Annotated in this window: 14 protein-coding genes; 8 read left to right on the top strand and 6 right to left on the bottom strand. The window is 71.6% G+C overall.

Translation table 11 applies throughout. The features are described from left to right. Positions 1-43 precede the first annotated feature (43 nt). The 7 genes from J3A75_RS25325 to J3A75_RS25295 all read left to right on the top strand — a co-directional run bounded on the left by J3A75_RS25325 (position 44) and on the right by J3A75_RS25295 (position 8541). Positions 44-1540, top strand: coding sequence for a CoA-acylating methylmalonate-semialdehyde dehydrogenase (locus J3A75_RS25325; protein ID WP_012320718.1), 1497 nt, complete (start codon positions 44-46; stop codon positions 1538-1540). A 196-nt stretch (positions 1541-1736) separates the two neighbouring features. Next, the gene (locus tag J3A75_RS25320; RefSeq protein WP_012320717.1) at positions 1737-2882 is read left to right on the top strand and encodes an isobutyryl-CoA dehydrogenase; all 1146 of its coding nucleotides are present in this window, start codon (positions 1737-1739) and stop codon (positions 2880-2882) included. Next, positions 2879-3940 (top strand): enoyl-CoA hydratase/isomerase family protein, encoded by a 1062-nt coding sequence (locus J3A75_RS25315; protein WP_024829126.1) that lies wholly within the window; start codon positions 2879-2881, stop codon positions 3938-3940. The genes J3A75_RS25320 and J3A75_RS25315 overlap by 4 nt, the downstream gene beginning before the upstream one ends. A gap of 176 nt (positions 3941-4116) precedes the next feature. Next, positions 4117-5010 carry a 3-hydroxyisobutyrate dehydrogenase gene (gene mmsB / locus J3A75_RS25310; protein WP_024829127.1) on the top strand — a complete coding sequence of 298 codons (894 nt, stop codon included), beginning with the start codon at positions 4117-4119 and terminating at the stop codon, positions 5008-5010. Next, the gene (locus J3A75_RS25305) at positions 5007-5786 is read left to right on the top strand and encodes an enoyl-CoA hydratase (protein WP_024829128.1); all 780 of its coding nucleotides are present in this window, start codon (positions 5007-5009) and stop codon (positions 5784-5786) included. The genes mmsB and J3A75_RS25305 overlap by 4 nt, the downstream gene beginning before the upstream one ends. A 62-nt stretch (positions 5787-5848) precedes the next feature. Then, positions 5849-7582, top strand: coding sequence for an AMP-binding protein (locus J3A75_RS25300; RefSeq protein WP_029359330.1), 1734 nt, complete (start codon positions 5849-5851; stop codon positions 7580-7582). Positions 7583-7941: 359 nt separating this feature from the next. Beyond that, positions 7942-8541 carry a transglutaminase-like cysteine peptidase gene (locus tag J3A75_RS25295; protein WP_199825802.1) on the top strand — a complete coding sequence of 200 codons (600 nt, stop codon included), beginning with the start codon at positions 7942-7944 and terminating at the stop codon, positions 8539-8541. Between the two features lie 7 nt (positions 8542-8548). On the opposite strand, the gene J3A75_RS25290 is transcribed toward J3A75_RS25295, so the two are convergent. Then, positions 8549-8806, bottom strand: a complete 258-nt coding sequence (locus tag J3A75_RS25290) for a hypothetical protein (protein ID WP_012320711.1) — start codon at positions 8804-8806, stop codon at positions 8549-8551. A gap of 319 nt (positions 8807-9125) precedes the next feature. Between J3A75_RS25290 and J3A75_RS25285 the strand changes: the two genes are divergently transcribed. Further along, a complete protein-coding gene (locus J3A75_RS25285; protein WP_012320710.1) occupies positions 9126-9833 on the top strand; it encodes a transglutaminase-like cysteine peptidase in 708 nt (235 codons plus the stop codon). Positions 9834-9839: 6 nt separating this feature from the next. Here the strand turns inward: J3A75_RS25285 and J3A75_RS25280 are convergent, their stop codons facing one another. The 5 genes from J3A75_RS25280 to J3A75_RS25260 all read right to left on the bottom strand — a co-directional run bounded on the left by J3A75_RS25280 (position 9840) and on the right by J3A75_RS25260 (position 13910). Next, on the bottom strand, positions 9840-10169 hold the full coding sequence (locus J3A75_RS25280; protein WP_209650804.1) for a DUF6949 family protein: 330 nt from the start codon (positions 10167-10169) through the stop codon (positions 9840-9842). A 147-nt stretch (positions 10170-10316) separates the two neighbouring features. Then, on the bottom strand, positions 10317-10532 hold the full coding sequence (locus J3A75_RS25275; RefSeq protein ID WP_012320708.1) for a DUF3126 family protein: 216 nt from the start codon (positions 10530-10532) through the stop codon (positions 10317-10319). Positions 10533-10623: 91 nt separating this feature from the next. Continuing rightward, positions 10624-11475, bottom strand: coding sequence for a serine O-acetyltransferase (cysE, locus tag J3A75_RS25270; protein WP_012320707.1), 852 nt, complete (start codon positions 11473-11475; stop codon positions 10624-10626). A 229-nt stretch (positions 11476-11704) separates the two neighbouring features. Beyond that, a complete protein-coding gene (locus J3A75_RS25265) occupies positions 11705-12589 on the bottom strand; it encodes a helix-turn-helix transcriptional regulator (RefSeq protein ID WP_012320706.1) in 885 nt (294 codons plus the stop codon). 340 nt (positions 12590-12929) lie between these two features. Further along, a complete protein-coding gene (locus tag J3A75_RS25260; RefSeq protein WP_012320705.1) occupies positions 12930-13910 on the bottom strand; it encodes a lytic transglycosylase domain-containing protein in 981 nt (326 codons plus the stop codon). Positions 13911-14060 lie beyond the last annotated feature (150 nt).

The following is a 14060-nucleotide window of genomic DNA, read 5'->3' as shown; positions in this document are numbered from 1 at the left end:
TAGGGTGCGCCAAAATCGAACGCCACATCACAGGGAGGCGCGCGTGCGCACGATCGGGCATTACATCGGCGGCCGGAACGTCGGCGGCGAGAGCGGACGGTTCGCGGACGTCTTCCATCCCTCGACCGGCGAGGTCCAGGCCAAGGTCGCCCTGGCCAGCAAGGCGGAGCTCCGCGCCGCCGTCGAGAACGCCAAGGCGGCGCAGCCGGCGTGGGCGGCGACCAACCCGCAGAAGCGGGCCCGCGTGATGATGCGCTTCCTGGAGCTGATCCGCGCCGAGAACGACTCGCTCGCCGAACTCCTCGCCTCCGAGCACGGCAAGACCGTGCCGGACGCCAAGGGCGACATCCAGCGCGGCGTCGAGGTCGTGGAGTTCGCCTGCGGCATCCCGCACCTGCTCAAGGGCGAGTACACGGAAGGGGCCGGGCCCGGCATCGACGTCTACTCCCTGCGCCAGCCGCTCGGCGTGGTCGCCGGCATCACGCCGTTCAACTTCCCGGCCATGATCCCGCTGTGGAAATGCGCCCCGGCGATCGCCTGCGGCAACGCCTTCATCCTGAAGCCGTCCGAGCGCGACCCGAGCGTGCCGATCCGCATCGCCGAGATCTTCCTGGAGGCGGGCCTCCCGCCGGGCATCCTCAACGTCGTCAACGGCGACAAGGAGGCGGTCGACGCGATCCTCGACGACGAGGACATCAAGGCGGTGGGCTTCGTCGGCTCCTCGCACATCGCCGAGTACATCTACGTCCGCGCCGCCGAGACGGGGAAGCGCGCCCAGTGCTTCGGCGGCGCCAAGAACCACATGATCATCATGCCGGACGCCGACATGGGCCAAGCGGTCGACGCGCTGATCGGCGCCGGCTACGGCTCGGCGGGCGAGCGCTGCATGGCGATCTCGGTGGCGGTGCCGGTGGGCGAGCAGACCGCCGACCGGCTGATGGAGAAGCTGATCCCGCGGGTCGAGTCGCTCAAGATCGGTCCCTCGCATGACGGCTCGGCCGATTACGGCCCGCTCGTCACCGCCGAGGCGGTGGAGCGGGTGAAGAGCTACATCGACAAGGGCGTCGCCGAGGGCGCGCAGCTCGCGGTCGACGGCCGCGGCTTCAAGCTCCAGGGCTACGAGAACGGCTTCTACATGGGCGGCTCGCTGTTCGACCGCGTGACGCCCGACATGACGATCTACAAGGAGGAGATCTTCGGCCCCGTGCTCTCGGTGGTGCGGGCCAAGGATTACGAGGAGGCGCTGGCGCTGCCCTCGACCCACCAGTACGGCAACGGCGTCGCGATCTTCACCCAGGACGGCGACGCGGCCCGCGACTTCACCGCCCGGGTCAACGTCGGCATGGTCGGCGTGAACGTGCCGATCCCGGTCCCGATCGCCTACCACACCTTCGGTGGCTGGAAGCGCTCGGGCTTCGGCGACCTGAACCAGCACGGGCCGGACTCGATCCGGTTCTACACCAAGACCAAGACCGTGACGCAGCGCTGGCCGAGCGGCATCAAGAGCGGGGCGGAGTTCTCCATCCCGACGATGCGGTAGAGCGCGGCGGTTCGAGGTCGGGGGCGCGGGTCCCCTCTCCCGTGCGGGAGTGGGACGGGGTCAGGGGCGAGAACTCTCCGGACAGACCTGATCCCTCACCCCAACCCTCTCCCGAACGGGAGAGGGTGCACGCCGCGCCCCACGCGCCGGAGGTGCAGGCCCCGCGCGGTTGCGCGGTGAATCGGAGGGAGTGTCCATGAGTTTCGGGCTCGACGAGGACCGGACCGCGATCCGCGAGATGGCCCTCGGCTTCGCGGCCGAGCACATCGCGCCGCACGCCCTCGACTGGGACCGGGACAAGACCTTCCCGGTCGAGACCCTGCGGGCGGCCGCCGCCCTCGGCATGGCGGGCATCTACGTCCGCGAGGATGTCGGCGGGTCCGGCCTGTCGCGCCTCGACGCGACGCTGATCTTCGAGGCGCTCAGCGCCGGCTGCCCGACCGTGGCGGCGTTCCTCTCGATCCACAACATGTGCGCCTGGATGATCGACGCCTACGGCGACGACGACCAGCGCCGGCGCTGGCTGCCGTCGCTCATGGGCATGGAGCGGATCGCCAGCTACTGCCTCACCGAGCCGGGCTCCGGCTCCGACGCCGCGGCTTTGCGCACCCGCGCCGAGCGGGACGGCGACCATTACGTGCTCTCCGGCGAGAAGCAGTTCATCTCCGGCGCCGGCGCCAGCGACCTCTACGTCTGCATGGTCCGCACCGGCGAGGCGGGCCCTTCGGGCATCTCGGCGATCGTGGTGGAGAAGGGCACGCCCGGCCTCTCCTTCGGGGCCGACGAGCGCAAGATGGGCTGGAACGCCCAGCCGACCCGGGCCGTCCGCTTCGACGGCTGCCGCGTGCCGGTGGGCAACCGCCTCGGCGCGGAGGGCCAGGGCTTCAAGATCGCCATGAGCGGCCTCGACGGCGGCCGGCTCAACATCGCCGCCTGCTCGCTCGGCGGCGCGCAGGCGGCCCTCGACAAGGCGCTCGCCTACATGGGCGACCGGCGCGCGTTCGGGGCCAGGCTCACCGACTTCCAGGCGCTGCAGTTCCGGCTCGCCGACATGGCGACCAGCCTGGAAGTGTCGCGCACCTTCCTGCGCCACGCGGCCGCCGCGCTCGACGCCAAGGACCCGTCCGCGACCCAGCTCTGCGCCATGGCCAAGCGCCACGTCACCGACGCGGCCTTCGAGGTGGCCAACCAAGCGCTGCAACTGCACGGCGGCTATGGCTACCTCGCCGAGTACGGCGTGGAGAAGATCGTCCGGGACCTGCGCGTGCACCAGATCCTCGAAGGGACCAACGAGATCATGCGGCTGATCATCGCCCGCGGGCTGACCGGGGGGCGCCGATGAGCGACGTGATCGTCGAGCGGGTCGGCGCGCTGGGGCGCCTTCGGCTCAACCGGCCGAAGGCCCTGAACGCCTTGACGCATGGCATGGTGGGCGAGATCGACCGGGCGCTCGACCAGTTCTCGGCGGATCCCGGAATCGCCGCGGTGCTGCTCACCGGCGAGGGCGAGCGCGGCCTCTGCGCCGGCGGCGACCTGCGCTCCCTCTACGACAATCCCGGCACCGCCTTCGCCGAGACCTTCTGGCGCGACGAGTACAGGCTCGATTCCCGCATCGCCGCCTACGAGAAGCCGTTCGTGGCGGTGATGGACGGCATCACCATGGGCGGGGGTGTCGGGCTCGCGGGCCACGCATCGCACCGGATCGTCACCGAGCGCTCCCGCGTCGCCATGCCGGAAACCGGCATCGGCTACCTGCCGGATGTCGGCGGGACGTGGCTGCTGCCGCGCGCGCCCGGCGAGATCGGCACCTATCTCGGCCTGACCGGCGAGCCGGTCGGCGCCGCCGACGCGATCTTCTGCCGCCTGGCCGACGTCATGGTCCCGTCCGCGAGGCTGCCCAACCTCATCGACGACCTCCTGGCGCTCGATCCGGATGCCGGGCAGGAGGGCGTGCGGGACGTGATCGCCCGGTCCGCGCAGGACCCCGGCCCGGCGCCCCTGGCCGCGCACCGCGCGGTGATCGACCGCTGCTTTTCCTTCGACATGGTCGACGAGATCCTCTCGGCCCTCGAGGCGGACGGCTCCGACTTCGCCGCCACGACCCGGGCAACGCTGTTGACCAAGGCGCCGTCGAGCCTCGTCCTGACGCTGTGCCTCCTGCGCCTCGGCCGCGGCGCGCCGAACCTGGAGGCCTGCCTGGAGCGCGAGTTCCACGCCTCGCTGGCGCTGCTGGCGGAGGGCGACTTCCGCGAGGGCATCCGCGCCGCGGTGATCGACAAGGACAAGAGCCCGCGCTGGACCCCGCCGACCCTCGACGCGGTCGACCCGGCGCGGATCGCCCGCTGGCTGGAGAAGCGGGCGGCGCCGGTTTTTTCGGACGCGCGCACGGGGCCGGTGTGATGACGCGTCGCACGTTCCCACCCAAACCCTCGTCCTGAGCCGACGAAGCGTAGGCTTCGAAGGAGGGCTCCAGGAGCCGCTGTGATCCCTGGAGCCCTCCTTCGAGGCCCGCTTCGTCGGCTCAGGACGAGGACGCGGGTGGGAGACGCGAGGGACAACAATCAAGGGAGGACGGGATGGCACAGACCATCGGGTTCATCGGTCTCGGCAACATGGGCGGGCCCATGGCGGCCAACCTCGTGAAGGCGGGTCACGCGGTGCGCGGCTTCGATCTCGTACCGGCCTCGCTGGAGGCGGCGCGCGCCGAGGGGATCGCGGTCGCGGGCTCGGCCCTGGAGGCGGCCGAAGGGGCGGATGTCGTGGTCACCATGCTGCCGGCCGGGCGGCACGTGGTCGAGGTCTGGACGCAGCTCGTCGAGGCGCTGCCCGCCGGCACGCTGCTGATCGATTCCTCCACGGTGGATGTCGAGAGCGCCCGCAAGGCCCACGCCCTCGCCGCGGCGCGCGGCTGCCTGTCGGTGGACGCGCCGGTCTCCGGCGGGACCGGCGGCGCGAAGGCCGGAACGCTCACGTTCATGGCCGGCGGCGCCGAGGCCGCCTTCGACCGGGCGGAGCCGCTGCTGAAGGCGATGGGCAAGAACGTGTTCCATTGCGGCGATGCCGGCGCCGGGCAGGCGGCCAAGATCTGCAACAACATGATCCTCGGCATCTCGATGATCGGCGTCAGCGAGGCGTTCGCGCTCGGCGAGAAGCTCGGCCTGTCGCACCAGGCGCTCTACGACGTCGCCTCGGTCTCCTCGGGCCAGTGCTGGTCGCTGACCACCTACTGCCCGGTGCCGGGCCCGGTGCCGGCCTCGCCGGCCAACAACGGCTACAAGCCGGGCTTCGCCGCGGCGCTGATGCTCAAGGACCTCCGGCTCGCCCAGGCCGCCGCCATCGCCGCGGGGGCGGCGACGCCGCTGGGCGCCGAGGCCGCGCAGATCTACGGTCTGTTCGAGGGCGCGGGCCACGGGGGAGAGGACTTTTCCGCGATCATCCGTATGCTCCGCGGGCAGGGAGGCGAGTCGTGAGCGAGCCGTACGAGACGATCCTGACGGAGACGCGCGGGCGCGTCCTGCTGATCACCCTCAACCGGCCGAAGGCGCTGAACGCCCTCAACGCGCAGCTGACCCGGGAGGTGATCCGGGCAGCGACCGAGGCGGATGCCGATCCGGGGATCGGCTGCATCGTCGTCACCGGCTCGGCCAAGGCCTTCGCGGCCGGCGCCGACATCAAGGAGATGCAGCACGCCACCTACGCGGAGATGTACGCGGGCGACCGGTTCGCCGACTGGGAGCGCTTCGTCGCCGTGCGCAAGCCGATCATCGCCGCGGTCGCAGGCTACGCGCTCGGCGGCGGCTGCGAGCTCGCCATGATGTGCGACATCATCCTGGCGGCCGACACGGCGCAGTTCGGCCAGCCCGAGATCAAGCTCGGGGTGATGCCGGGGATCGGCGGCAGCCAGCGGCTGACCCGCTTCGTCGGCAAGGCCAAGGCCATGGAGATGTGCCTGACCGGCCGGATGATGGACGCCGCCGAGGCGGAGCGCGCCGGTCTCGTGTCGCGGGTGATCGCGGCCGACCAGCTCCTCGACGAGGCGCTGAAGGCGGCCGAGACCATCGCGTCGATGTCGCTGCCGATCGCCATGATGACCAAGGAGGCGGTCAACCGGTCCTACGAGACCACGCTGACCGAGGGGATCCGGTTCGAGCGGCGGGTGTTCCACGCCATGTTCGCCACCAAGGACCAGAAGGAGGGCATGGCCGCCTTCGTGGAGAAGCGGCCGCCCCGGTTCGAGAACACCTGAACGCGGCCCGCCCCGGCGGGAGGGGCGGGGAGCGAGACCATAAGACAGGGAGGGGAACGACCATGCCGAGCTTCCGGGAGGCCCGCGACCTTCTGCTGGCCCATCGCACCGACTACGCCGCCGCCGTCTCGGCCTTCGCGTGGCCGGATCCGGTGCCGTTCAACTGGGCGCTCGACTGGTTCGACGCCGTCCTCGCCGGACCCGAGAGCCGCGACCGCGCCGCCCTGCGGATCGTCGAGGCCGGCAGCGGGGCCGAGCAGAGCCTGACCTTCGGGGAACTCGCCCGCCGCTCCGGCCAGGTGGCCAACCACCTGCGGCAGCTCGGCCTGAAGCGCGGTGACCACCTGCTCCTGCTGCTCGGCAACGTGCCGGCCCTGTGGGAGACCATGCTGGCCGCGATGAAGCTCGGCGCCGTGGTCATCCCGGCGACCACGCTGCTCACGGCCGACGAGCTCGCCGACCGCCTCGCTCGCGGGCGCCCGCGGGCGATCGTGGCCGGCCCGGAGCAGATCGCGCGGTTCGCCGGCCTCGACACGGGTGGCGCCGTCCGCCTCGTCACCGGGGCTCCGACGGAGGGCTGGGCGGCCTACGACGACGCGTTCGAGGCGTCCGAGACCTTCGCGCCCGACGGGCCCACCGGCGCCGACGACCCGCTGCTCCTCTACTTCACCTCCGGCACCACGGCGAAGCCGAAGCTGGTGCGCCACAGCCACCGCTCCTACCCGGTGGGAGCCCTCTCGACGATGTACTGGCTCGGGCTCCAGCCGGGGGACGTGCACTGCAACGTCTCCTCGCCGGGCTGGGCGAAGCACGCGTGGTCCTCGTTCTTCGCGCCCTGGAATGCCGGGGCGACGATCCTGGTGATCAACCAGGCGCCGTTCAACGCGGCCGCACTGCTGGCGCAGCTGGAGCGCACCGGCGCCACCACGCTCTGCGCGCCTCCGACCGTCTGGCGGATGATCATCCAGGAGGACCTGACCGGGAAGCGCCTCGCCCTGCGCGAGGTCTGCGCGGCGGGCGAGCCCCTGAACCCCGAGGTGATCGAGCGCGTGAAGACCGCCTGGGGCCTCACGATCCGCGACGGTTACGGCCAGACCGAGACCACGGCGCTCATGGCCAACACGCCGGGCCAGCCGGTCGTGCCCGGGGCGCTGGGCCGACCCCTGCCGGGCTACCGGGTCCGCGTCCTCGACCTCGACGGCCAGCCGGCCTCCGAGGGCGAGGTCTGCCTCGAACTCGGGGCCCACCGCCCCGCCGGCCTGATGCAGGGCTACGACGACGGCCAGGGCAACCTGTCGGGCGCCGCCGGCGACCTCTACCACACCGGCGACGTCGCCTTCGTGGACGAGCAGGGCTGCTACACGTTCGTGGGCCGGGCCGACGACGTGTTCAAGTCGTCGGGCTACCGGATCAGCCCCTTCGAGCTGGAGAGCGTGCTGATCGAGCACCCGGCCGTGGCCGAGGCGGCGGTGGTGCCGGTGCCCGACCCGATGCGCCACACCATCCCGAAGGCCTACGTGTCCCTGGTGGCTGGAGCCATCCCGGGGCCCGAGACGGCGCTCGACATCTTCCGCTTCACCAATGCCCGGCTCGCGACCTTCAAGCGCCTGCGCGGGCTCGAATTCGTCACCGATCTGCCCAAGACGATCTCGGGCAAGATCCGGCGGGTGCAGCTGCGCCGCCTGGAGCACGAGGGCATCACCGAGGATCCGCACCGGGGCCGCGCCTACACGCAGGCGGACTTCCCGGAGCTGAAGGGCGAGGCCGAGCGCAAGCTCGACCAGACGGCGGGGTGAGCGATTCCGCCCCGTGATCGCGGGCGCGGCGAGGCGACCCAGGGCAGCGCGAGATCGGTCGGCGCGGCGTGGCCCCGGATCGCTTCGCTGCGCTCGCGATGACGGCGGCGGCGCGCCTGAAGGCTCGGGTCTACGGGCGACGAAACCTCAAGGTTTCCGGTTTCCGAAGCTGAAGCCGCCGATTTACTGGGGTTCTCAAGTCTCCCGTCGACGCTGTCGCGCCTGACTGGGCCCGCACCGGCAAATCGATAAAATTGCGCGCATCCGCTTCAGCGCCGCGGAGGCTCTGCGGCGCAATCCTGTCCTCAACAACGGGGACGGGTTCGATGGGCGCGGGGCTTCTCAGGACGGTTCGGGGGATGCTGGTCGGAGCGGCGACGCTGCTTAGCCTCGCCGCCCCGGCTCAGGCGCAGACGCTGGCGAGCCTGCCGACCGAGGCCGGTGCCAAGGTCCTGGGCGACGCCAAGCCGATCGCGGCCTGGGTGACGTTCTGCCAGACCTACGCGGCGGAGTGCGTGCTGGACCGGGGCGAGCCGGCCCGGATCAGCCTGACGCCCGCCACCTGGGCGACGATCGTGTCGGTGAACCGGCGGGTCAACAAGGCGGTCGAGCCGATGACCGACCAGGACCACCTGCACGTGGCCGACCGCTGGGACCTGGCCGAGGACGGCATCGGCGACTGCGAGGACTTCCAGCTGCTCAAGCGCCACATGCTGGCCGAGGCCGGGCTGCCGCGCCGCGCGATGCGCATGACCGTGGTGATCGACGAGAAGGGCGAGGGCCACGCCGTGCTGACGCTCATCACCGACCGGGGCGACCTCGTCCTCGACAACAAGACCAACGCCATCCTGCCCTGGCACAAGACCGGCTACGTCTTCATCAAGCGCGAGAGCCAGGACGCCGTCGCCTGGGTCTCCCTCGGCGGCGTCACCTCCCCGGTCACCACCGCCAACCGGTGAAGCGGCCTCAGGCCGCCCGGCTCAGGGAGGGCTGGGCGAGGCTCGCCACGTAGGACTCGACCCGGCCGATGAAGGCCGCGAGATGCGGGGCGACGCCCCGGAGGCTGGCCAGATCCCGCACCAGGATGTCCCGCGACAGCGCCCTGTCGCCCTCGCTCGGGGCGTCGGCGAGATAGGAATCGACCGCGTGCTCCGCGATATTGATCGCGCCGGCCCGACCATCCTCGGCGAGCGCTCTGATCACCTGCTGGATGGCGGGCTGCATTGCGGGTCCTTTCCTGGGGCGCGGCCCCGTCCGCGACGGGCTGGCCGGCTTCATGCGCTTCGATCGGGCCCGCCGCGAATCCCCTGCGCGAGCCGTTCTGAGAAGCCGGCAAAGCTGACTTGAATCAAGGCCTTCCGCGAGGGCGCAGAGCGGCCATTCGCTCAGCGCATGCTTCCTCGGGGAGCTCTGCGGATGCAACACTCTCTTAAATCGGAACCGATAGGGCTCGCGGCGCGTTGCCTGTCTCACCCTGACCCATTGTGCGCCGCACGTCGCCGTGTCACCCTTCCGTCATCATCGGGCGGCGGGGGCTTGAACCATGCGGCACGCGGATGGCGGTATCTCGTGTCAGGTCTTCGGCCCGCTGCGATGGCGCGGCTGGACGCACGCCGCGTGCCGGTCGCGGCAGGTGGCGAGTTTCGCCCTGCTGGGCACGATCCTCACGATGGGCGGTGCCACGACCCACGCCCATGCCCGGCTGGTCCTGCCGGATCAGGTGAGCGCCGCCGAACCGACCGGTCCGGTACGGGCGATCGCCGGCTGGACGGATTTCTGCACCCGCACACCCCAGGAATGCACGGTCGACACGGCCGAGCCGGCCGAGATCCCGCTGACCGTGGCGGTGTGGCGGACCCTCCAGAGCGTCAACCGCCGCGTGAACGCGCGCATCCGGCCGATCACCGATCAGGCGCACTGGGGCGTCGTCGACCGCTGGGACTTCCCGGATGACGGGTTCGGCGATTGCGAGGATTACCAGCTGCTGAAGCGGCGGATGCTGGTGGAGCGCGGCCTGCCGCGGCGCGCCCTGTTGATGACCGTGGTGATCGACGAGACCAACGAGGGCCACGCCGTGCTGACGGTCCGGACCGACCGTGGCGATTTCGTCCTCGACAACAAGACCGACGCGATCCGCTCCTGGCGCCGCACCGGCTACAACTTCATCAAGCGGGCCGGCCAGGACGGCGCGGCCTGGGTGTCCCTGGAGGGCAAGGACGGCACCGCGCAGGTGGCCACCGCCGAGCCCTGAACCCGGTCAGGCGCCGACCAGCATCGCGGCGAGGTCGAGGGCGACACGGCCCGAGAGCAGGCTCCAGCCGCACGCGATGACGGTCGCCAGCATCACGAACGGGATCGGGCGCCGCTCGATCCGCCGGCCGCGCACCGTGTTGCGCAGGATGATGAACGGCGCCGAGAAGGCGAGCATCGGCAGCGCGGCCACCGCCGGCAGACCGCCGCACTCCAGCAGGCTGAAGCTCGCCCGCCGCGCCGCGAACAGCTCGAAAGCGCTGGCGATCAGGCCGGACAGCGCCAGTCCGATGCACAGGGTCCGGATCGACTCGAGGGCGGCGGGCGTGAGGACCATTATTCGCGCTCCTGATACAGGTTGAGCGCACTGTACTCACGCCGTTTACCGCTTGTTAAGCACGAGCCTTCGTTAGCGTTAATCCGTGCACAGGTGCGGGCCGGCGGGATCCGGCCCGGGACGTTGGAGGCGCCGAGGCGCGGCGCCTCAGGCCTCTTCCTCGAGATCGATGTCGAGGATCGCCATCCGGAAGACGAAGGAATCGTCGCCGTCCTCCTTGTCGTCGGCGATCACGCCGATCGACTCCTCGCCGATGAACACCTCGGCGGAGTCGCCGGTCTTCATCGCCATGAGGCGGATATTGTTGTTCGCGAACTTGCGGCGCAGATAGTCCTGAAGCTTCGCGGTCTCGGCTTTGGTCACGCTGGTCGATCTCCCCTGGCGGCGCTGGCGCCGCGGATGGGCCGAGGGCTTGCCACGCCGCGGGCGGAGCGGCAAGCGCGACCACTCCGGGTCAGATCCCGTCGCCCAGGTGGATGAACTGGTCGAGGGCGACGAGCTGGTCCATCGCCCGGGCCGGATCGTCGCAGCCGGCGGTACCGACCACGCGCGCCGGCACACCGACGACCGTCGTGTTCGGCGGCACCGGCCGCAGCACCACAGAGCCCGCCGCCACCCGGGCGCAGGCCCCGACCTCGATGTTGCCCAGGATCTTGGCGCCGGCGCCGATCATCACGCCGCGGCGGATCTTGGGGTGGCGGTCGCCGCGCTGCTTGCCGGTACCGCCCAAGGTCACGGCGTGGAGGATCGACACGTCGTCCTCGATCACCGCGGTCGAGCCGACCACGAGGCCGGTGGCGTGGTCGAGGAAGACGCCCCGGCCGATCCGCGCGGCCGGATGGATGTCGCACTGGAACACCTCCGAGACCCGGCTCTGGAGGTAGAGGGCGAGGTCGCGCCGGCCGCGGTTCCAGACATGGTGGGCGAGGCGGTAGGCCTGCAGCGCGTGGAAGCCCTTGAAGTACAGGACCGGCTCCAGTGCCCGGAGCGTCGCCGGATCCCGGTCGATCACCGCGCCGATATCGGCGCGGAACGCCTGCCCGATCCCCGGATCCGCCGTGATCGCCTCGTGGAAGGCGTGGGCGACGAGTTCGGCCGGCAGCGACGGGTGCCCGAGCCGGGCCGCGACCCGGTGGGAGACCGCGCCTTCCAGGGTGGCGTGGTTCAGGATCGTCGCGACGATGAAGGAGGCGAGCTGCGGCTCGGTCCGCAGGACGTCCTCCGCCTCGTCCCGCAGCCGCGACCAGACCGGGTCGACGACCGCGAGGTCATGCGAGGGGTGATTGAAGGCAGGACTGGCGCTCATGGGCGGATGCTCACGTCCGGGACTTCGCAGGGTTAGCCGATCGCGCGTGCGGCGGGGCCGGTCCAGCGCCCGCGCGGACGGGCGGATCTCCCGCCCGGGGCGGAGGTGGGCCGCAGGGGCGCCGGACCGCGGGTTCTGCCCTAGCGTGGTGCGCTGCACCGCGGCGATCAAGGGCCGGCGCGGCCCTGAGGTCGCATCGGTCGCATGGCTGTCAGCGACCGGCGGCGGGTCAGTCCGCCAGCGGCACGGGCTGCCCGAACCGCGCCTCGATCGCCGCCGTCAGGCGGTCCAGCATCGTCTGGACCGGGATGTTGGAGGTGTCCACCGTGGCCGGGGCCCGGGCGTAGAGCGGCTCGCGGCTCGCCAGCACGGCGCGCAGCTCCTGCATCGCGGAGGCGTGATCACCGGTTGTGGCGAGGTGCCCCTGCTCGCGGACGCGGCTCATGTGCTCCTCCGGCCGGGCGCGCAGCCAGATCGTGTAGAACGCCTGCAGGAGCAGATCGTATGTGAGCGGTTCCGCGACGATGCCGCCGCTGGTCGCGAGGATCAGCGGCCCGGGATGCTCCGTGAGGCGCCGCAGGGCCGCCTGCTCCAGCCGGCGATAGCCCTCCTGGCCGTAGATCGCGAAGATCTCCTGGACCGAGAGGGCGTTCTCGCGCTCGATCTCGGCGTTGAGCTCCACGAAGGTCCAGCCGAGGCGCTCCGCCGCGAGCTTGCCGAGGGTCGACTTGCCGGCGCCGCGCAGGCCGATCAGCGCCACGCGCGGCCGGTTGCTCGATTCGGGCCGGCTGCCGCCGGAGAGCGCCTCCTTGGCGGCGACGATCTGCGCCGGGCTCGCCTGCGCGAGGAGGTCGCGCACCACCGGCCAGTCGGGCAGCGCGTCGTTGCCGGTGATCAGGTCGTCGAGCCGCACGCCCATGGCGTTGGCCACCCGCCGCAGCAGGATGATCGACACGTTGCCCTGGCCACCCTCCAGCTGCGCGATGTAGCGCTCGGACAGGCCCGAGGTCTGCGACAGGACCTTGCGCGACAGCCCGCGCACGGTGCGCGCGTGTCTGACGCGCCGCCCGAGGTCCGTGAGAAAGAGAGATTCCTGTTCTACCACGCCGGTCATGGCGCCGTCCGCTTTCCTGCCAGCTCGAAAGCAGAGTCCGTGCCCTGCATGCCTGCCGCTTCGAGATCCATCGCGCTTTGACGTTCCGCCGGACAGGATACTGCCCGAACGTGCGCGCGTGGACCGGCGTTTCCTGCCCTGAGATCTGTCGTGCGCCACCCGCGTACGGCCGCTGTCTTGCGGCGCCGGTCCGTACCGTAGCGATCCAACCACGTTGCTGGCGTGGCGCCTATGTGTTGCGGATCGACCCGATGGTCAAGCCTTGGGCATGATCCTTGTGTGGGCAGAGGGCCCGGCCGGCCGGCGGTTTCCCGGTGCGCGGCCGGTTCGGAAGGGCGCGCTACTCGACCGGCAGGGCCGTGGCCTCCTGCACCGGCGCGGCGGCCGGCGCGCGCCGCGGTGTGGCGGCGGCGAGCATCTGGAGCGACGGCCGGCGCGGCGGCAGCGGCACCTCGACGGCCTCGACCGCGGCCTCGGTGGTCGGCGCCGGAGCGGCCGCGGGGGTCATCGCAGCGGGGGTGGCCTCGGGCTGCGGAGAGAGCCGGAGCTCCGCGATCTGCGCCGGCGCGGCCGCCGCGACGGCGCTGCCCAGGGCCGCGGGGCGGCGCGGCGGTAGCGGCACCTCCACGGCGGGCGCCGCGGCGGCCTGCGCGGTGCCCGGGGCCGGGCCCGGAGCCGCGGCGGCCGGGTCGATGGACAGGCTGGCGAGCTCGATCGCCGCGCCGGCCAGGGCGGCGGGCCGGCGCGGCGGCAGCGGTACCTCGACGGTCTCGGTCGGAACCTCCGCCACCGCGGCGGCGGTGGGTGCGTAGGCCAGGGCGGCGGCAGCGGGGTTGTTCCGGGTGTCGGCGACGCCGCCGCCGAACAGGCTCGCCAGGGCGCTGGCCGACGCTGCCACCGGCGCGACCACCGAGGCGACTTCGGTGGAGATGCCCTGGCGCTTGGCGGCGTAGTAGTAGCCGCGGTTGTAGTACTGGTAGGCTTGGCTGACGTTGCCCTTGGCCGTGCGGTAGGCGCCCGCCAGATAGGCCACGCCGTAGCGCAGGTTGGTCTCCGGATCGTACAGGCCGGCGGCGTCGCCGGTGTAGCCCAGGCTGCGCGCGGTCGCGTGCTTGATCTGCATGAGGCCGAGGGCGCTGCCGCCCTTGGCCCGCGGGTTGTAGTTGCTCTCGCGCTTCACCACGGCGTGCACGAAGCTCGCCGGAACGCCGTTCGCCTTGGCCTGCTGCTCGATCAGCGCGTCGATATTGTCGCGCGCGCCCTGCCCGAAGGCGGCGGCGGGCGCGACCGCGAGGACGGCGGCCAGGATGAGGCGATGCATTCCGAGACCCGGTGCTGCTTGTTCTGTGGTCAAGCTAGGTCACGGGGAAATGAGGCCGGAAAGCGGCCCCGGTTCGGCAGCCTGTGGGCGACCGGGGCGACGGGCCCGCTTGTGATCCGCGCGCCACAGGGCGGCGCGCGGACGCGGTCG

Source organism: Methylobacterium sp. PvP105 (genome assembly GCF_017876975.1).
Classification (GTDB): domain Bacteria; phylum Pseudomonadota; class Alphaproteobacteria; order Rhizobiales; family Beijerinckiaceae; genus Methylobacterium; species Methylobacterium radiotolerans.
Note: the sequence above shows the minus strand (reverse complement) of the source record. Positions and strands in the feature narration are given on the sequence as shown.

Excerpts from the sequence above, each read along its gene's own strand:
- J3A75_RS25300 (WP_029359330.1), top strand. The coding sequence starts at position 5,849 with ATGCCGAGCTTCCGGGAGGCCCGCGACCTTCTGCTGGCCCATCGCACC.
- cysE (WP_012320707.1), bottom strand. The coding sequence starts at position 11,475 with ATGAGCGCCAGTCCTGCCTTCAATCACCCCTCGCATGACCTCGCGGTC.
- J3A75_RS25295 (WP_199825802.1), top strand. The coding sequence starts at position 7,942 with ATGCTGGTCGGAGCGGCGACGCTGCTTAGCCTCGCCGCCCCGGCTCAG.
- J3A75_RS25265 (WP_012320706.1), bottom strand. The coding sequence starts at position 12,589 with ATGACCGGCGTGGTAGAACAGGAATCTCTCTTTCTCACGGACCTCGGG.
- J3A75_RS25320 (WP_012320717.1), top strand. The coding sequence starts at position 1,737 with ATGAGTTTCGGGCTCGACGAGGACCGGACCGCGATCCGCGAGATGGCC.
- J3A75_RS25280 (WP_209650804.1), bottom strand. The coding sequence starts at position 10,169 with ATGGTCCTCACGCCCGCCGCCCTCGAGTCGATCCGGACCCTGTGCATC.
- J3A75_RS25315 (WP_024829126.1), top strand. The coding sequence starts at position 2,879 with ATGAGCGACGTGATCGTCGAGCGGGTCGGCGCGCTGGGGCGCCTTCGG.
- J3A75_RS25285 (WP_012320710.1), top strand. The coding sequence starts at position 9,126 with ATGCGGCACGCGGATGGCGGTATCTCGTGTCAGGTCTTCGGCCCGCTG.
- J3A75_RS25290 (WP_012320711.1), bottom strand. The coding sequence starts at position 8,806 with ATGCAGCCCGCCATCCAGCAGGTGATCAGAGCGCTCGCCGAGGATGGT.
- J3A75_RS25260 (WP_012320705.1), bottom strand. The coding sequence starts at position 13,910 with ATGCATCGCCTCATCCTGGCCGCCGTCCTCGCGGTCGCGCCCGCCGCC.
- mmsB (WP_024829127.1), top strand. The coding sequence starts at position 4,117 with ATGGCACAGACCATCGGGTTCATCGGTCTCGGCAACATGGGCGGGCCC.